This is a genomic window from Halopseudomonas sp. T1L2 (assembly GCF_055397385.1).
Genome location: NZ_AP040865.1, coordinates 1,577,432 through 1,593,270 on the forward strand (window position 1 = coordinate 1,577,432; position 15,839 = coordinate 1,593,270).

At 61.0% G+C, this 15,839-nt stretch carries 13 protein-coding genes; 5 read left to right on the forward strand and 8 right to left on the reverse strand.

What is annotated here, in order from left to right:
- Positions 1–28: 28 nt before the first annotated feature.
- The 7 genes from cmk to ACZ5WQ_RS07430 all read right to left on the reverse strand — a co-directional run bounded on the left by cmk (position 29) and on the right by ACZ5WQ_RS07430 (position 10,372).
- Positions 29–718: a (d)CMP kinase gene (gene cmk, locus ACZ5WQ_RS07400; RefSeq protein WP_088273939.1), complete on the reverse strand. Its 690-nt coding sequence runs from the start codon at positions 716–718 to the stop codon at positions 29–31.
- The gene (locus tag ACZ5WQ_RS07405; RefSeq protein WP_228246078.1) at positions 718–2,961 is read right to left on the reverse strand and encodes a bifunctional prephenate dehydrogenase/3-phosphoshikimate 1-carboxyvinyltransferase; all 2,244 of its coding nucleotides are present in this window, start codon (positions 2,959–2,961) and stop codon (positions 718–720) included. The genes cmk and ACZ5WQ_RS07405 overlap by 1 nt, the downstream gene beginning before the upstream one ends.
- Complete coding sequence (gene hisC, locus ACZ5WQ_RS07410) at positions 2,954–4,066, reverse strand: histidinol-phosphate transaminase (protein ID WP_464383481.1); 1,113 nt, start codon at positions 4,064–4,066, stop codon at positions 2,954–2,956. Before hisC ends, ACZ5WQ_RS07405 begins: the two co-directional genes overlap by 8 nt.
- A 93-nt stretch (positions 4,067–4,159) precedes the next feature.
- Positions 4,160–5,257, reverse strand: a complete 1,098-nt coding sequence (gene pheA, locus ACZ5WQ_RS07415) for a prephenate dehydratase (protein ID WP_228246080.1) — start codon at positions 5,255–5,257, stop codon at positions 4,160–4,162.
- Between the two features lie 5 nt (positions 5,258–5,262).
- Complete coding sequence (serC, locus tag ACZ5WQ_RS07420) at positions 5,263–6,348, reverse strand: 3-phosphoserine/phosphohydroxythreonine transaminase (protein ID WP_228246081.1); 1,086 nt, start codon at positions 6,346–6,348, stop codon at positions 5,263–5,265.
- A 2-nt stretch (positions 6,349–6,350) separates the two neighbouring features.
- Positions 6,351–9,119 (reverse strand): DNA gyrase subunit A, encoded by a 2,769-nt coding sequence (gyrA, locus tag ACZ5WQ_RS07425; protein ID WP_228246082.1) that lies wholly within the window; start codon positions 9,117–9,119, stop codon positions 6,351–6,353.
- A 197-nt stretch (positions 9,120–9,316) separates the two neighbouring features.
- Entirely contained in the window at positions 9,317–10,372 is a 1,056-nt protein-coding gene (locus ACZ5WQ_RS07430) for an S-methyl-5-thioribose-1-phosphate isomerase (RefSeq protein ID WP_464383482.1), read from the reverse strand.
- A 115-nt stretch (positions 10,373–10,487) separates the two neighbouring features.
- Between ACZ5WQ_RS07430 and ACZ5WQ_RS07435 the strand changes: the two genes are divergently transcribed.
- The 5 genes from ACZ5WQ_RS07435 (at position 10,488) to ACZ5WQ_RS07455 (ending at position 15,047) form a co-directional block, all read left to right on the forward strand.
- The gene (locus tag ACZ5WQ_RS07435) at positions 10,488–11,828 is read left to right on the forward strand and encodes a TRZ/ATZ family hydrolase (protein WP_233048166.1); all 1,341 of its coding nucleotides are present in this window, start codon (positions 10,488–10,490) and stop codon (positions 11,826–11,828) included.
- Positions 11,818–12,525, forward strand: a complete 708-nt coding sequence (gene ubiG / locus ACZ5WQ_RS07440; RefSeq protein WP_464383483.1) for a bifunctional 2-polyprenyl-6-hydroxyphenol methylase/3-demethylubiquinol 3-O-methyltransferase UbiG — start codon at positions 11,818–11,820, stop codon at positions 12,523–12,525. Before ACZ5WQ_RS07435 ends, ubiG begins: the two co-directional genes overlap by 11 nt.
- Entirely contained in the window at positions 12,525–13,205 is a 681-nt protein-coding gene (locus ACZ5WQ_RS07445; RefSeq protein WP_228246086.1) for an HAD family hydrolase, read from the forward strand. The genes ubiG and ACZ5WQ_RS07445 overlap by 1 nt, the downstream gene beginning before the upstream one ends.
- Positions 13,198–13,938 (forward strand): YciK family oxidoreductase, encoded by a 741-nt coding sequence (locus ACZ5WQ_RS07450; RefSeq protein ID WP_228246087.1) that lies wholly within the window; start codon positions 13,198–13,200, stop codon positions 13,936–13,938. Before ACZ5WQ_RS07445 ends, ACZ5WQ_RS07450 begins: the two co-directional genes overlap by 8 nt.
- A 185-nt stretch (positions 13,939–14,123) precedes the next feature.
- A complete protein-coding gene (locus tag ACZ5WQ_RS07455) occupies positions 14,124–15,047 on the forward strand; it encodes a GGDEF domain-containing protein (RefSeq protein ID WP_464383484.1) in 924 nt (307 codons plus the stop codon).
- A gap of 36 nt (positions 15,048–15,083) precedes the next feature.
- Here ACZ5WQ_RS07455 and ACZ5WQ_RS07460 read toward each other — a convergent pair whose 3' ends face one another.
- The gene (locus ACZ5WQ_RS07460; RefSeq protein ID WP_088273761.1) at positions 15,084–15,818 is read right to left on the reverse strand and encodes a SapC family protein; all 735 of its coding nucleotides are present in this window, start codon (positions 15,816–15,818) and stop codon (positions 15,084–15,086) included.
- Positions 15,819–15,839: the final 21 nt, after the last annotated feature.

Here is a 15,839-nt window from a genome sequence, read left to right on the forward strand (position 1 = left end):
CGCTGGTTGCCCGGAAAGTACCAACTGATCAGCCCAGCAAATTGCGCTCAAGCGCCATTGCGTGGACTGTTTCAAGTACTTCTTCGATGCCCATCTGCGTGGAGTCGATCTGAATGGCATCGTCCGCTGGCTTGAGCGGAGCGACGCTGCGATTCATATCGCGCTCGTCACGGGCGACGATCTCATCTAGAAGACTCGCCAGATTAGCAGTTTCGCCCTTTTCGAGCAACTGCCGATGACGACGGGACGCGCGCTCCTGGGCGCTGGCTGTCAGATACACTTTTAGCTGGGCGTCGGCGAAGACCACCGTTCCCATATCACGACCGTCCGCGACCAGACCGGGTGCCTCACGAAACGCACGCTGACGCTGCAGCAGGGCGTCGCGCACGGCCGGCAGCGCCGCAACCTGAGAGGCGCCAGCGCCGACCGCTTCGGTGCGAATAGCCCGGCTGACGTCCTCACCTTCCAGAATAATCTGCTGCTCGCGCCCGTCCTCGGCAGCAACAAACTGCACGTCCAGGTGCGCAGCCAAGGCCTCAAGCGCGGCTTCGTTGGTCAGGTCAACCCCGTGATTGCGGGCGGCAAATGCCAGCAAACGATACAGCGCCCCCGAGTCGAGCAGATTCCAGCCCAGTCGGCGGGCCAGCAGACCGGCAATGGTTCCCTTGCCTGAGCCGCCGGGGCCGTCGATGGTAATGACGGGGGCCTGTTGATCAATCACGCGCTTTCCTCCAGTTGGACTTTCATGCCGACCGACTGCGCCAGTTCGACAAAGCCCGGGAACGACGTTGCCACGTTGGCGCAGTCCTTGATGTAAATGTCACCGGTGGCGCGCAGCGCGGCTACCGAGAACGACATCGCAATACGATGGTCTCCGTGGCTTTCAACGCTGCCACCGCCAATCGGGCCGCCGTCGATGATAATGCCATCCGGAGTCGGCTCGGCCTTGACGCCCAGCGCCTGCAGACCATCAGCCATGACCTGGATCCGGTCCGACTCCTTGACCCGCAGCTCTTCGGCGTCACGCAGGATAGTGCGCCCTTCGGCGCAGGCTGCAGCAACAAACAACACCGGGAACTCGTCGATTGCCAGCGGCACCTGATCCACCGGGATATCGATGCCTTTTAGCGGAGCGTAACGCACGCGAATATCGGCAACCGGCTCACCACCTACTTCGCGCTCGTTCAGCAACTCCAGGTTGCCGCCCATTTCGCGCAGGATGTTGATGATGCCGATGCGAGTCGGGTTGATGCCGACGTGCTCGAGCGTCAGATCCGCGCCCTCGCAGATGCTGGCGGCCACCATGAAGAACGCCGCAGAAGAAATATCTGCCGGCACGTCGATACGACAGGCAGTCAGCTTGTGACCTGACTCGATGGTGACGGTATCGCCATCGACTTTGACCGGATAACCGAAGCCCTTGAGCATGCGCTCGGTATGATCACGGGTCGGCGCCGGCTCGGTCACGGACGTGGCACCGGAAGCATACAGGCCGGCCAGCAGAATGCAGGACTTGACCTGCGCACTGGCCATCGGCATCTGATAGTCCATACCCATCATGCGACTGCCACCCTTGATGCGCAGCGGCGGACGACCTTCATCACCGGTTTCGATCTGCGCACCCATCTCGCGCAGGGGCTTGGCCACCCGCCCCATCGGGCGCTTGGACAACGACGCATCGCCGGTCAGCACGGTGTCGAACTCCTGCCCCGCCAGCAGGCCGGAAAGCAGGCGCATGGAAGTACCGGAGTTACCCAGATACAGCGAGCCCGGCGGCGCCTTCAGGCCGTGCAGACCCACACCATTGATCGTGACTCGACCATGATGCGGACCTTCGATAACCACACCCATATCGCGAAATGCCTGCAGTGTTGCCAGGCTGTCCTCACCCTCGAGAAAACCCTCAACCTCGGTCACACCTTCGGCCAGGGAGCCGAGCATGATGGAGCGGTGGGAAATGGATTTATCGCCCGGCACGCGAATGCGGCCGCTCACCTGCCCGCCAGGGCGCGCGATGAAATTGAATTCTTTGCTTTGCATAGGTTCCATGTAAGCCCTGCGGGCCAGAATAGTGCTGAAATGCTCTCGTGCCGACTTGGCTCGGGTAAACACACCGAGCAGCGTGTTGGCATCGCGGGTTTCCACCGCCTCACGCAGCCGACCCAGATCCTGAGTAAAGGCGTCCAGGCTGCGAAGTACCGCATCCCGGTTGGCCAGAAACACATCGCGCCACATCACCGGATCACTCGCGGCAATGCGGGTAAAGTCCCGGAAACCACCTGCCGCGTATCGGAAAATCTCAAGATTCTCGTTACGCGACGCCAGCGTATCGACCAGCGAAAAGGCCAGCAGATGCGGCAGATGACTGGTGGCCGCCAGGACTTCGTCATGGTCGGCCAGTGACATCTGCTCCACATCGGCACCCAGCGCCTGCCAGCAACGCTGCACCAGCTCGATAGCACTATCGGCCGTCTGCTCCAAAGGCGTCAAAATGACCTTATGATGACGAAACAGATCGGCGCGGGACGCTTCCACACCGCTCTTTTCAGAACCGGCGATCGGATGTCCCGGCACGAAGTTGGCTGGCACCTGTCCAAAAACCTCTTCTACCGCCAGCGCAACCGCACCCTTGGTACTTCCCACATCGGTCATTACCGCCTGACCGAGATCCATCGCAGCCAACTGGGCCAGCACCGCGCGCATGCCCAGCACTGGCACGGCCAGCATGATCAGATCGGCACCCCGGACGGCTTCCGCCAGATCTGCAGTCGTACTGTCAACCACACCAAGGGGAACAGCCTGACGACGGGCAACCGGGTCCAGATCACAACCAATGACTTCCCGGCAAAGGCCGCTCTCGCGCATACCCTTGGCAAAAGAGCCGCCAATCAGCCCCAGACCGATAACAGCCAGGCGCCCGATTATCGGCGTGCCCTGTGACAGCGTGGTTACGTTAGACACGCGCCAGCACCTGCTTCAGGGCATCGAGAAAACGCTGGTTTTCGGCCGGCAAGCCTATGGTCACGCGCAGGTAATTCGGCATGCCGTAGTTGGCCACCGGCCGCACGATCACACCCTCACGCAGCAGCCCCTGGAACACCGGCGCAGCCTCGCGCCCCAGATCAATAGCCAGGAAGTTGCCACGGGACGGAATCCAGCTCAGCCCAAGCGCGGCACATCCTTCTTCCAGCTGCTGCATGCCAATACGGTTGATGCGGCGACTTTCGATCAGGTACGCCTCGTCCTCCAGGGCAGCCAGCGCAGCGGCCAGCGCGAGGCTGTTGACATTGAACGGCTGACGCACCCGATTCAGTGCATCGGCAATTGCCGGGTGGGACAGGCCGTAGCCCACACGCAGCGCTGCCAGACCGTAGGCCTTGGAGAATGTGCGCGACACCAGCAGGTTGCTGTAGCGCCCGAGATAGTCGACACCGTTGGGAACATCGTCGGTTTCAACGTATTCGGTATAGGCCTCGTCCAGCACGACTATCACGTTCTCGGGTACGCGATCCAGAAACGCTTCCAGCGCATCGCGCTCAATCCAGGTACCGGTCGGATTGTTCGGGTTGGCGATAAAGACCACGCGGGTAGACGGCGTGATGGCCGCCGCCATGGCGTCCAGATCATGCCCCCAGTCCTTGGCCGGCACCGATACTGCCCTGGCACCCACCGCCTGGGTCACAATCGGATACACCGCAAAGGCATGATCACTGAACACCACTTCATGTTCAGGCCCCACGAAGGCACGCGCAACCAGCTCAAGAATATCGTTGGAACCGTTGCCCAAAGTGATACCGGCCGTATTCACCCCCGACTTCGCCGCCAACGCCTGCTTCAATGCAAAGCCGTTACCGTCCGGATAACGAGTCAGCTCCGGCAACGCAGCGGCAATGGCCTCCCGCACCGCCGGGCTGGGACCCAGCGGGTTCTCGTTACTCGCCAGCTTGACGATATCCTGAGGGCGCAGCGCAAACTCGCGCGCCAATTCCTCGACCGGCTTACCCGGCACATAGGGGGACAGCTTCTGTACGCCTGGACGCGCCAGGCTGAGAAAATCGCAACTCATAGAACACAAGCCTCAAGCTACAAGCAGCAAGCTTCAAGTCACACCAGGCCGCAGTTGCTTGCAGCTTGCGGCTTGCAGCTTGTCGCTGATGATTTAGAGCACCGCCTTCGGATACGACCCCAGCACCTTGAGTGCTACCGAGTCGTCGTTGATCTTCTCCAGCACATCCTTGATCAACGGATCGTGCTGATGACCGAAGAAATCGATAAAGAACACATAGGTCCACTTGCCGCTGCGCGACGGGCGGGTTTCGATGCGACTGAGATCAATACCGTTGGAGTGGAACGGCTCCAGCAGATGATGCAGAGCACCCGGCTTGTTGCGCATGGAGACGATGATCGATGTCTTGTCGTCGCCGGTCGGCGGAACCTGCTGGTTACCGATGATCAGAAAGCGCGTGGAGTTGTCCGGGCGATCTTCGATCTTCTCGGCCAGACGGGTCAGACCGTAGAGGTCGGCCGCCATATCGCCGGCGATCGCCGCCGAGTTCCACTCGCCCTTGACCCGCCGCGCCGCATCGGCGTTGCTGGCAACCGCAACGCGCTCGACATTCGGATAGTGGGCATCGAGCCATTTGCGACACTGGGCCAGCGACTGGGCGTGGGAGTAGACGCGGGAAATCTTGTCGGTCTTGGTGTTCTCACCCACCAGCAGATGGTGGTGTATACGCAGCTCCACTTCACCGCAGATCACCAGATCGTGCTCAAGGAAGCTGTCCAGCGTGTGATTGATCGCGCCTTCGGTGGAGTTCTCTACCGGCACCACACCGAAATGCACCGCGCCTGCAGCAACTTCACGGAAGATCTCGTCGATTGCCGCCATCGGCACACTGACCACCGAGTGACCAAAATGCTTGAGCGCAGCCGCCTGGGTAAAGGTGCCTTCCGGGCCGAGGTAGGCCACACGCAGCGGCTCTTCAAGCGCCAGACAGGCCGACATGATCTCACGGAACAGACGGGCCATTTCTTCGTTATCGAGCGGCCCCTTGTTCAGCTCCATGATGTGCTTGAGCACCCAGGCTTCACGTTCGGGGCGATAGAACACCGGCTTGACACCAGGTTCCAGCGCCTTCTGCTTGACCTGAGCGACCGTCTGCGCACAGGTTGCGCGCTCACTGATCAGGTCAAGAATCTTTTCATCAATGGTGTCGATGCGCTTGCGCAGCGCCTTCAACTGATCTTCATCAGACATGAGTATCAACCGTGCTGCTGTTCGAACTCGGCCATATAGGCCACCAGAGCGTCAACCGCCGCTTGCGGCACCGCGTTGTAGATGGAGGCACGCATGCCGCCCACCGAACGGTGACCCTTCAGGTTCAGCAGGCCGCGCTCTTCAGCGCCAGCCAGGAAGGGTTTGTCCAGGCGATCATCGGCCAGACGGAACGGGATGTTCATCCAGGAGCGATCGGCCACGTTGATCGGGTTGGTGTACAGCTCGCTGGCATCAATCGCCGAGTACAGGGCTTTCTGCTTGGCATCGTTGACGCGCTTGACCGCCTCCAGACCGCCCTGCTCCTTCAGCCACTGGAAGATCAGGCCAGACAGGTACCAGGCAAAGGTCGGAGGCGTGTTGTACATCGAATCGTTCTTGGCGGCGACGGCATAGTCCAGCATGGTCGGACAGCTGGCACGCGCCCGACCCAGCAGGTCTTCACGCACGATCACGACGACCAGACCGCTCGGGCCGATATTTTTTTGCGCACCGGCATAGATCATGCCGAATTGCGATACATCAACCGGGCGCGACAGGATGGTCGAGGACATATCCGCCACCAGCGGCACCTCGCCGGTCTGCGGCACCCAGTTGAACTCGAGCCCGCCGATGGTTTCGTTCGGGCAGTAATGCACGTAAGCCGCATCAGCGGACAGCTGCCATTCGTTCTGACCGGGAATCGCGAAGTAATCGTATGACTTGGCGCTGCCGGCGACATTGACGTTACCGAACCGCGACGCTTCCTCGATGGCCTTGCGCGACCAGATACCGGTATCGATATAGTCCGCACTGCCCCCCTCGGGCATCAGGTTCAACGGGACCTGGGCAAACTGCTGACTGGCGCCGCCCTGCAGGAACAGCACCTTGTAGTTGTCAGGAATGGACATCAGGTCGCGCAGGTCCTGTTCGGCCTGCTGGGCTACCGAGACGAACTCGTCGCTGCGGTGGCTCATTTCCATGATCGACAGGCCCTTGCCCTGCCAGTCAAGCAGCTCGGCCTGAGCCCGCTGCAGCACCGCTTCCGGCAACGCGGCCGGCCCTGCACAGAAATTGAACAGACGCTTACTCACGATTACTCCTGATCATCCACGGGTTGCTGCTCATCACCTGCCGGGAGCTGGGCCTCGCCGTCGGCGGCCGCCTCACCTTCCAGCTCAACATCTTCTTCGTCTTCGTCAGACGGTTCCTGCACGCGCTCCAGACCGACAAGCTTCTCTTCCGGTGCCAGGCGGATCAGCATCACGCCCTGGGTATTGCGCGACAGGCTGGATACCTCGCTGACCCGGGTCCGCACCAGCGTACCCTGATCGGAAATCAGCATGATTTCCTCACCGTCAACTACCTGTACGGCACCAACCAGCGGGCCATTGCGCTCGTTGGACACCATGGCGATGACGCCCTGACCACCACGGCCGCGTCGGGGGAACTCTTCCAGAACCGTACGCTTGCCATAGCCGCGCTCGGAAGCGGTCAGAATCTGTGCTTCGCGCTCCGGAATCAGCATCGAGATCAGGCGTTGACCGGTCGGCAGGCGCATACCACGCACACCGCGGGCAGTACGCCCCATGGTGCGCACGTGGCGCTCCTTGAAGCGAATGACCTTGCCGCCGTCGGAGAACAGCATGATGTCGCGCGAACCATCGGTGATGGCTGCAGCGATCAGGGTGTCGCCTTCTTCCAGACGCAGCGCGATAAGGCCGTTGCTGCGCGGACGGCTGAACTGCACCAGCGGTGTTTTCTTCACGGTACCGCGCGCGGTTGCCATAAAGATGTAGGCGCCGGTAGGCTCATCGCTGTCGTCATCGTCGCCATCTTCAGCATCAGCGTCATCGGACTCGACCTCAACAGCCTCGCCTTCGATCACACTGTTTTCATCATCCAGCTCTTCGCCTTCCTCGGCACTCTGTTGCTGCAACGCTTCCAGATCAATCTGCAGCATCGCGGTAATCCACTCGCCCTCTTCCAGCGGCAGCAAATTCACCAGCGGACGGCCGCGCGCGGTGCGCGAAGCCTCAGGAATTTCGTAGGTTTTCAGCCAGTAAACCTTACCGCGGCTGGAGAACAGCAGCAGCGTGGCATGACTGTTGGCAACCAGCAGGTGCTCGACGTAGTCTTCATCTTTCACACCGGTCGCCGCCTTACCGCGACCACCACGGCGCTGAGCCTGGTAATCGGTCAGCGGCTGGCTCTTGGCATAGCCACCGTGGGAAATGGTCACCACGCGCTCTTCTTCGGTAATCAGATCAGCGATGGTCAGATCCATGCGCGACGCAACGATCTCGGTACGACGCTCGTCGCCGAAGGCTTCCTTGACCTGTTCCAGCTCTTCAACGATGACTTCCATCAGACGTTCATGGCTGTTGAGAATGCGCAGCAGCTCACCAATCTGTTCCAGAATCTGCTGATACTCGGTGAGCAGTTTTTCGTGTTCCAGACCGGTCAGGCGATGCAGGCGCATGTCGAGAATCGCCTGGGCCTGTTCGGCAGACAGGTAGTACTGACCATCGCGCAGGCCGAATTCCTCACCGAGCCCGTCAGGGCGGCAGGATTCGGCACCCGCACGTTCGACCATTTCGATCACCGTGCCCGGCGCCCAGGCAGTCGCCAGCAGGCGCTCCTTGGCTTCGGCCGGGGTCGGCGACTGCTTGATCAGCTCGATCACCGGATCAATGTTGGACAGCGCAACCGCCTGACCTTCGAGGATGTGACCGCGCTCACGGGCCTTGCGCAGCTCATACACGGTACGGCGGGTAACCACCTCGCGGCGGTGGCGCACGAACGCCTCCAGCAGCTCCTTGAGGTTCAGGATCTTCGGCTGGCCATCGAGCAGGCCGACCACGTTGATGCCGAAAACACTCTGCATCTGGGTCTGGGCATAAAGGTTGTTGAGTATCACCTCGGGCACTTCGCCCCGGCGCAACTCGATTACCACGCGGATACCGTCCTTGTCAGACTCATCGCGCAGCTCGGTAATACCCTCAAGCTTCTTCTCTTTTACCAGTTCGGCGATCTTCTCGATCAGACGCGCCTTGTTGAGCTGGTAGGGCAATTCGGAAATCACGATCTGCTGGCGACCGCCAACCTTGTCGATATCTTCGATATGGCAGCGAGCACGGACGTAAATGCGACCGCGCCCGGTACGGTAGGCCTCAACGATGCCCGCACGACCATTGATGATACCGGCGGTCGGGAAGTCAGGCCCCGGAATGAACTCCATCAGCTCGTCGATGCTGATATCGGGATTGCTGATCACCGCCAGACAGCCGTTGATCACTTCGGTCAGGTTGTGCGGCGGGATATTGGTCGCCATACCGACGGCGATACCACTGGAACCGTTGACCAGCAGGTGCGGAATCTTGGTCGGCAGGACGTCTGGAATCTGCTCCTTGCCGTCGTAGTTGGGTACCCAGTCGACGGTTTCCTTGTCCAGATCGGCCAACAGTTCATGGGTCAGCTTGGCCATCCGCACTTCGGTGTAACGCATTGCTGCCGCGTTATCGCCATCGATGGAACCGAAGTTGCCCTGACCGTCGACCAGCGGATAGCGCATGGAAAAGTCCTGCGCCATACGCACGATAGTGTCGTATACGGCAGAGTCACCGTGCGGGTGGTACTTACCGATCACGTCACCAACAACACGGGCCGACTTCAGGTACGGCTTGTTCCAGTCGTTGCCCAGTTCGCTCATCGCGTACAGCACGCGACGGTGCACCGGCTTGAGGCCATCGCGCACGTCCGGCAGTGCCCGTCCGACAATTACGCTCATCGCATAATCCAGATAGGACTGCTTCAGTTCGTCTTCGATATTGACTGGAAGGATCTCTTTGGCCAGTTCACCCATGAAACGGCATTCCTTTTATTGTCGGCAACCCATTGATGCCAAAAGCATTAGTCACATGCGCAAGGAGGACGAACACGCCGACCAACCCGCACCGCAGGCCGAGGCCCGCAGCGGGACGCGTCCCGCCCGATCAAAGCGGCAGAGGATACCACAGACAACCCGCAGGCGGGAGCATGAAGCACACCTGCGCCAGCGTCTCAGTGCAGCTGACGCACACTCATCAGATTGGCAATTTTGCCCTCGTCCGGTTGCTCGATAATGCCCTTTTCAGTGACGATCGCGTCTATCAACTCGACCGGCGTCACATCCAGCGCCATCTCCTCGCCGCCGAACCCACCGGGCGCAGCTCCTCCCAACTGATCCGGCCTCAGATCATCAGCATCAGGCAAACTCGAATCAATGGTGGCTGTGGATGCCACCACCATAAAACGCAGACCGTGGTGCATTGCCAGAATGGCCAGCGCGTAGCTGCCCAGTGGACCGATCACGTCGCCATTGGCCGCAATTTTCTCCGCACCAACCACCACCCAGGTAACCCCGTCATATTTCATCAGCCGCCCGGCTTCGACGTCGGCATGCAAGGAGGCAGATACCCCGTCACGCACAAGCTCGAAGACACCCGCCTCCGCGTGCGGCATGGTTGAACGGGCCTCGTTGACCAGCACCTCGCCCACCAGCCCTGCCGCACTTGCAGAGCGCACTACCCCATAGGTGGTGCCACCACCGCCACCGGACAGGTCGCCACCATAGCCATGCAGCATGATCCGATGAACAGATGCCTTGTGGCGCCGCAACAGCTGCACCCCGAGCCGCGCCATGACCTGATTGGCCTCACGATCGGCGGCCTGAATAGCCTGGGCTGCCTGCAGCAACCGCAGCGCCATGTCATCCCCCGACCTGGAACTGACAACCGTTTGGCGCATGATGCCCAGCGCCCACTGCAATGCCGCTGCCATCGGCTGTATCGCCGCCAGTTCATCCATCAGCGGCTGCAATACTTCCATCCAGGCAACCGGAGGAACCGGCCTGCGCGCAGCCAGCGCCAGCGCATAGGCTGCAGCGATCCCCAGCGCAACCCCTCCGCAGACGGCGCCATCACGCATCAGAACCAGCACCTCGGCCGGCGCCGAGCAGGTAGCAACTGCCGGCTGACCATCAAGCGTGCGCAAATCCAGCACCCGGAGCTTTCCCTCGGGCAACCAGACCAGGCCCTGCAACGGATGGTCTACAGCTACGGTCTCTACATGCAACATGAGCGAATCCCCTATTCCGATGCGGCGGCCTGTCAGCAACCGCCGCCACTTTCACGCTGCATTTGCGCACCACCAGCAGGTATACTTGCCGACCATGATGCAAGGTGAACTGAACATGACCACGCTGCCCCGCGAGCTCGATCTGCTGATCGTGCCACGCTGGATCGTGCCCGTTGTCCCGCACGGCCAGGTCCTTGAAAATCATGCCCTGGCAGTCCATCAGGGGCGCATCGTCGGCATTGTGCCGGTGGCCTCCGCCAACGCGTTGAATCCGCGCGAGCGACGCGACCTGCCAGACCATGTCCTGATTCCGGGCCTGATCAACGCCCATGGCCACGCAGCCATGACGCTGTTCCGTGGCCTGGCCGACGATCTGCCGCTGATGACATGGCTGACAGACCATATATGGCCCGCAGAAGGCCGCTGGGTCAACGCCGATTTTGTCCGTCTGGGCACTGACCTTGCGATTGCCGAGATGCTGCGCGGCGGCACAACCTGTTTTTCCGACATGTATTTCTTCCCGGACGTAGCCGCGGCCGCCGCAATGGATGCGGGTATCCGGGCCCAACTGTGCTTTCCGGTCATAGATAATCCGATCCCGGGTGCACGCAATGCTGAAGAGGCCATTGCCAAGGGATTGCGCCTGCGCGATGACACCCGTCACAACGGCCTGATCAGCGTCGCGTTCGGCCCACACGCACCCTATACCGTCGGCGATGAGAACCTGACCCGCATCCGCACCCTGGCGGACGAACTGGACATGCCGATTCACATGCATCTCCACGAGACTGCCGGCGAGGTAGCCGACGCGGTAGCGCAGACCGGCCTGCGCCCGTTGCGTCGCCTGCAACAGCTGGGTCTGCTAAGCCCGCGTCTGCAGGCCGTGCATGTCACCGAGATCAACGACGAAGACCTCGACCTGCTGGTCGAGCACGGTGTCCAGCTGATCCACTGCCCCGAATCAAACCTGAAGCTGGCCAGTGGCATGATGCCGGTTCAGCGCCTGCTGGACGCCGGCCTGAATGTGGCGCTCGGCACCGACGGCGCCGCCAGCAACAATGATCTCGACATGCTTGGCGAAATGCGCACCGCTGCCATGCTGGCAAAGATCGTCGCCGGCGCCCCGACCGCGCTGGACGCCCACAGCGCCCTGCACATGGCCACGCTCGCCGGCGCACGTGCACTTGGACTGGACGAGGAAACCGGCTCCATCGAGGTCGGCAAGGCCGCCGACCTGACCGCTGTCAACCTGTCCGGTCTGGCCCAGCAGCCGCTCTATCATCCCGTGTCCCAACTGCTTTATACCTGCAGCGCCAGTCAGGTCAGTGATGTCTGGGTTGCCGGGCGCTGCAAGCTGCGTGACGGACAACTGACCGAAATCGATCCACAACCCATTCTGCAGCAGGCTCGCAGCCTGGCTGAACTCATCGCCAAAGGGGATACCCATGAGTCTTAACGTCGATCGCGCCGAAATCGCCAAGTTTGAAGCGTTGGCCAGCCGCTGGTGGGACCGCAACAGCGAGTTCAAACCACTGCACGAAATCAACCCGTTGCGTACCAACTGGATCGATGAGCGCGTTGGTCTGGCGGGCAAGAAGGTACTGGATGTAGGTTGCGGTGGCGGCATTCTGGCCGAAGCCATGGCCCAGCGCGGCGCCCAGGTCACCGGCATCGACATGGGCGAAGCGCCGCTGGCCGTGGCCCGCCTGCATCAGCTCGAATCCGGCGTCAGCGTCGAATATGAACAAAGCACCGCTGAAGAGTTCGCCGAGCAACACGCCGGCACCTTTGACGTAGTGACCTGTCTGGAGATGCTGGAGCACGTACCCGACCCGGGCTCGGTCATTCGCGCCTGCACCCGCCTGCTCAAACCCGGCGGCCAGGTGTTCTTCTCGACCATCAACCGCAACCCCAAGTCATTCCTGTTCGCCATCGTCGGCGCAGAATACGTCCTGCGCATGCTGCCGCGCGGCACTCACGAGTTCGCCAAGTTCATTCGTCCGGCCGAGCTGGGCGGCTGGATTCGTGACGCCGGGCTGGACATTCAGGACATCACCGGCCTGACCTACAACCCGCTGACCCGCACCTACAAACTCGGCAGCGACGTCGACGTGAACTACATGGTCTACTGCCAGCTGGGAGCCGACGCCTGATGCTCAGCGGCGTTCTGTTTGATCTGGACGGCACCCTGCTGGACACCGTTGACGACTTCATGGCCGTCATCGACGCCATGCTGGACGACCACCAGCGTCCACGCGTGGCACCGGCGCTGATCCGCGCACAGGTATCCGACGGCTCCATCGGCATGCTGTCGGCCGCCTTTGCCACGCGCCCGGGCGAGCCCGGCTTTGATGTCCTGCGGGAGGAATTTCTCAGTCGCTACGAGCAGGCCTTGAGCGTGCACACCCGACCGTTCCCCGGCATCCTGCCGCTGCTCGACTGGCTGGAAGCCGAGGGCCTGCCCTGGGGCGTTGTGACCAACAAGCTGAGTCGCTTCAGCATACCGCTGATGGAACAGATTGGTCTGGCCGAGCGCTGCGCCAGCCTGGTCTGCCCGGATCAGGTCAGTCGAGGCAAGCCGCACCCGGAACCGGTGCTCAAGGCCTGCGCCGAGCTAGGCGCCGATCCGCAACGCTGCGTCTTCATAGGCGACCACCTGCGCGATATTCAGGCGGGCCAGGCCGCCGGACTGACAACCATAGCCGCACTCTACGGCTATCTGCCGCCAGACGAAGACCCTGCAAGCTGGCAGGCTACCCACAGTGTTCAAACCGCCAGCGATCTGCAGCCCTGGCTGCGCGGCCGGCACAACCCGGAGACAATGCATGTTTGACTATACCGCCCCCGCCGACCTGCTGGCCGGACGCGTGATTCTGATTACCGGCGCCGGCGATGGCATCGGCCGCGCCTGCGCGCTGAGTTGTGCCGCCCATGGCGCGACAGTTGTGCTGGTGGGCCGTACCCAGAGCAAACTGGAAGAGGTATACGACGCCATCGAGGCAGCCGGTCATCCGCAACCGGCGCTGTGCCCGCTGAATCTGGAAACAGCAACGGAAAAGGACTACGAAGACCTGGCCGACCAGCTGTTCGATACCTTCGGCAAACTCGATGGCCTGGTACACAACGCCGCCGAACTCGGGCCGCGCACCCTGCTGGACAACGTCAAGGCGGATGCCTGGATGCGGGTAATGCAGGTCAACGTCAATGCCCCCTTCCTGCTGACCAAGGCCATGATGCCGCTGCTGCGTGCGTCCAGTGATGCGTCGATCGTCCTGCTGTCCTCCAGCGTCGGTCGCAAAGGTCGCGCTTACTGGGGCCCCTACGCGATCAGCAAGTTCGCAGTGGAAGGCATGATGCAGGTTCTGGCAGACGAACAGGACGGCACCAGCAACATCCGGGTCAATAGCCTGAACCCGGGGGCCACCCGCACCCGCATGCGGGCCAAGGCATACCCGAACGAGCCGGTAGAAACCAATCCGGCGCCGGATGCCATCATGCCCGCATTTCTCTATTTGCTCGGCCCCGATAGCCAGGATTGCAATGGTCAGGCGATCAACGCCCAGTAAGACGGGATATTGACGATCCCTTGCCGCGCCACCATCGCCGCCCCGGTCGAGGGCGGCATTTTTTTGCCGCAAGCAGCCATAGCCCAGAACAAACAAAGCCTAAGGCATTGATTATAAAGAACTTTAAATAATGGCACATTGATTGCTTTACCCACCTTGTCAGTAGACTAGCGGATAAAGCAATCATGCCAGTTCAGGGAAATACCATCGACTTCGACTCGGCGCGCGTAAAGCTCGGTCAAACCTGCTCGCAGCGACGTCGCAACGGCAAGCCCAATGTCACCCTGCAGGACACCCGACGCGAGTTGACCCAAACACTGCAAACCAGCCTTGAGCTTGAGCGCGTGCTGGGCATGTTTTACGACGCCTTGCGCGAGCTGCTGTATATCGATGGGCTGGAGTATCGCCATACCGGCGCAGCCAGCCCGATTCTGCATGGGCACTACGGAATCCACCGCTGCAGCTATCGCATGTCGCACGCCGGAGATTACCTGGGAGAACTGCAATTGAGTCGTCAGACGCGGTTCGACGAGGCTGAGCTCGTCAGCATTGAGGGACTGCTGGCCACCCTGCTGTTCCCCCTGCGCAACGCACTTCTCTACCGAGAAGCTCTGACCTGCGCGCTGAACGATGCGCTCACCGGTGCAGGCAACCGGCTCGCGCTCAACCAGAACCTGGAACGCGACATTCGCAGCAGCAAACGCAGCGGGCAGCCGCTCTCACTGCTGGTACTGGATGTTGACCACTTCAAAAGCGTCAATGACAACTATGGCCACGCATACGGAGATGAGGCGCTAAAGGCCGTAGTCGACTGCGTCACGGCGACATTGCGAAACGTAGACGGGCTTTATCGATTGGGCGGCGAGGAATTCGTGGTCCTGCTGAACAACACTGACGCCGACGCCTGCAACCTGGTAGCCGAGCGCATCCGACAATCGATTGAACAGCTGCAGTTCCAGATTGACGGCCAGCCACTGCCAATGACGGCCAGCCTTGGCCATGCCACGCTGCGCCCCACCGACGACGCACGCAGCCTGCTGGATCACGCAGACCAGCGCATGTATGCGGCAAAGCGCAATGGCCGTAACCGGGTTGTCGGGGAGGAGTAGGAAGCAGCGGGGCGACGAGCGCCGCCCCGTCCAGACTCAGTGAGTCTGTGCCGGCTTGTTCGCCAGATAGTCTTCAAACAGCAGATTGGCATTGCCCAGCGACATCAGGTGGGCGTAAACCCAGCCGAGGAACCCGGCCTTGTTCAATGCCAGGACTTGCTCGTCAGCCAGTGCCAGGAAGCGCTCTTCATCAACGGCGTGGAAGTCCTTCAGGACAAAACTCTCGCCACTGACATGGGTCAGCTTCAACGTACGCGGTACCAGCAGATCCATTTCTCGCAGCATTGCAACAAACTGGCGGGTGCGCTGCATTTCGGCGGTGAAGTTCTGCAGGAACTGGATCATCTCGTCCAGATAGGGGCTGTTCTCGCCGGACTCGGCAAACAGCTCACGGCCTTCCTCTTCGTTCCAGCCGGCATAGGCCTCATCAAAGCAGACCGTAAACTCATCGTTGTCCGATTGAGCAAGCACAAAAGGATAGCGACGAATGAACGCGGGCACGTATGTGTTGCTGCGCCACTGCCCGGAATCGCCAACGAAACTGTTCAATCCCTGTTTTAGGCCCATCAACGCAATCGGACTGAGCCCATCACCTTCACCGATAAACACAATGGGATAACTGCGTGCAGCCTGGAAAAATTCCAGACCAGCCAGCGGCACAATGTGCGTGCCTGCGGCAAACTCGCAACCCTTATCGGTTTTCAGCTTGAGCGCCTTGTGCTGATCACGATTGAGCGCCTTGATTTCCTTGTAAAGCAACAACGTTGACATCCTTCTACTCCCTGTCCGGAC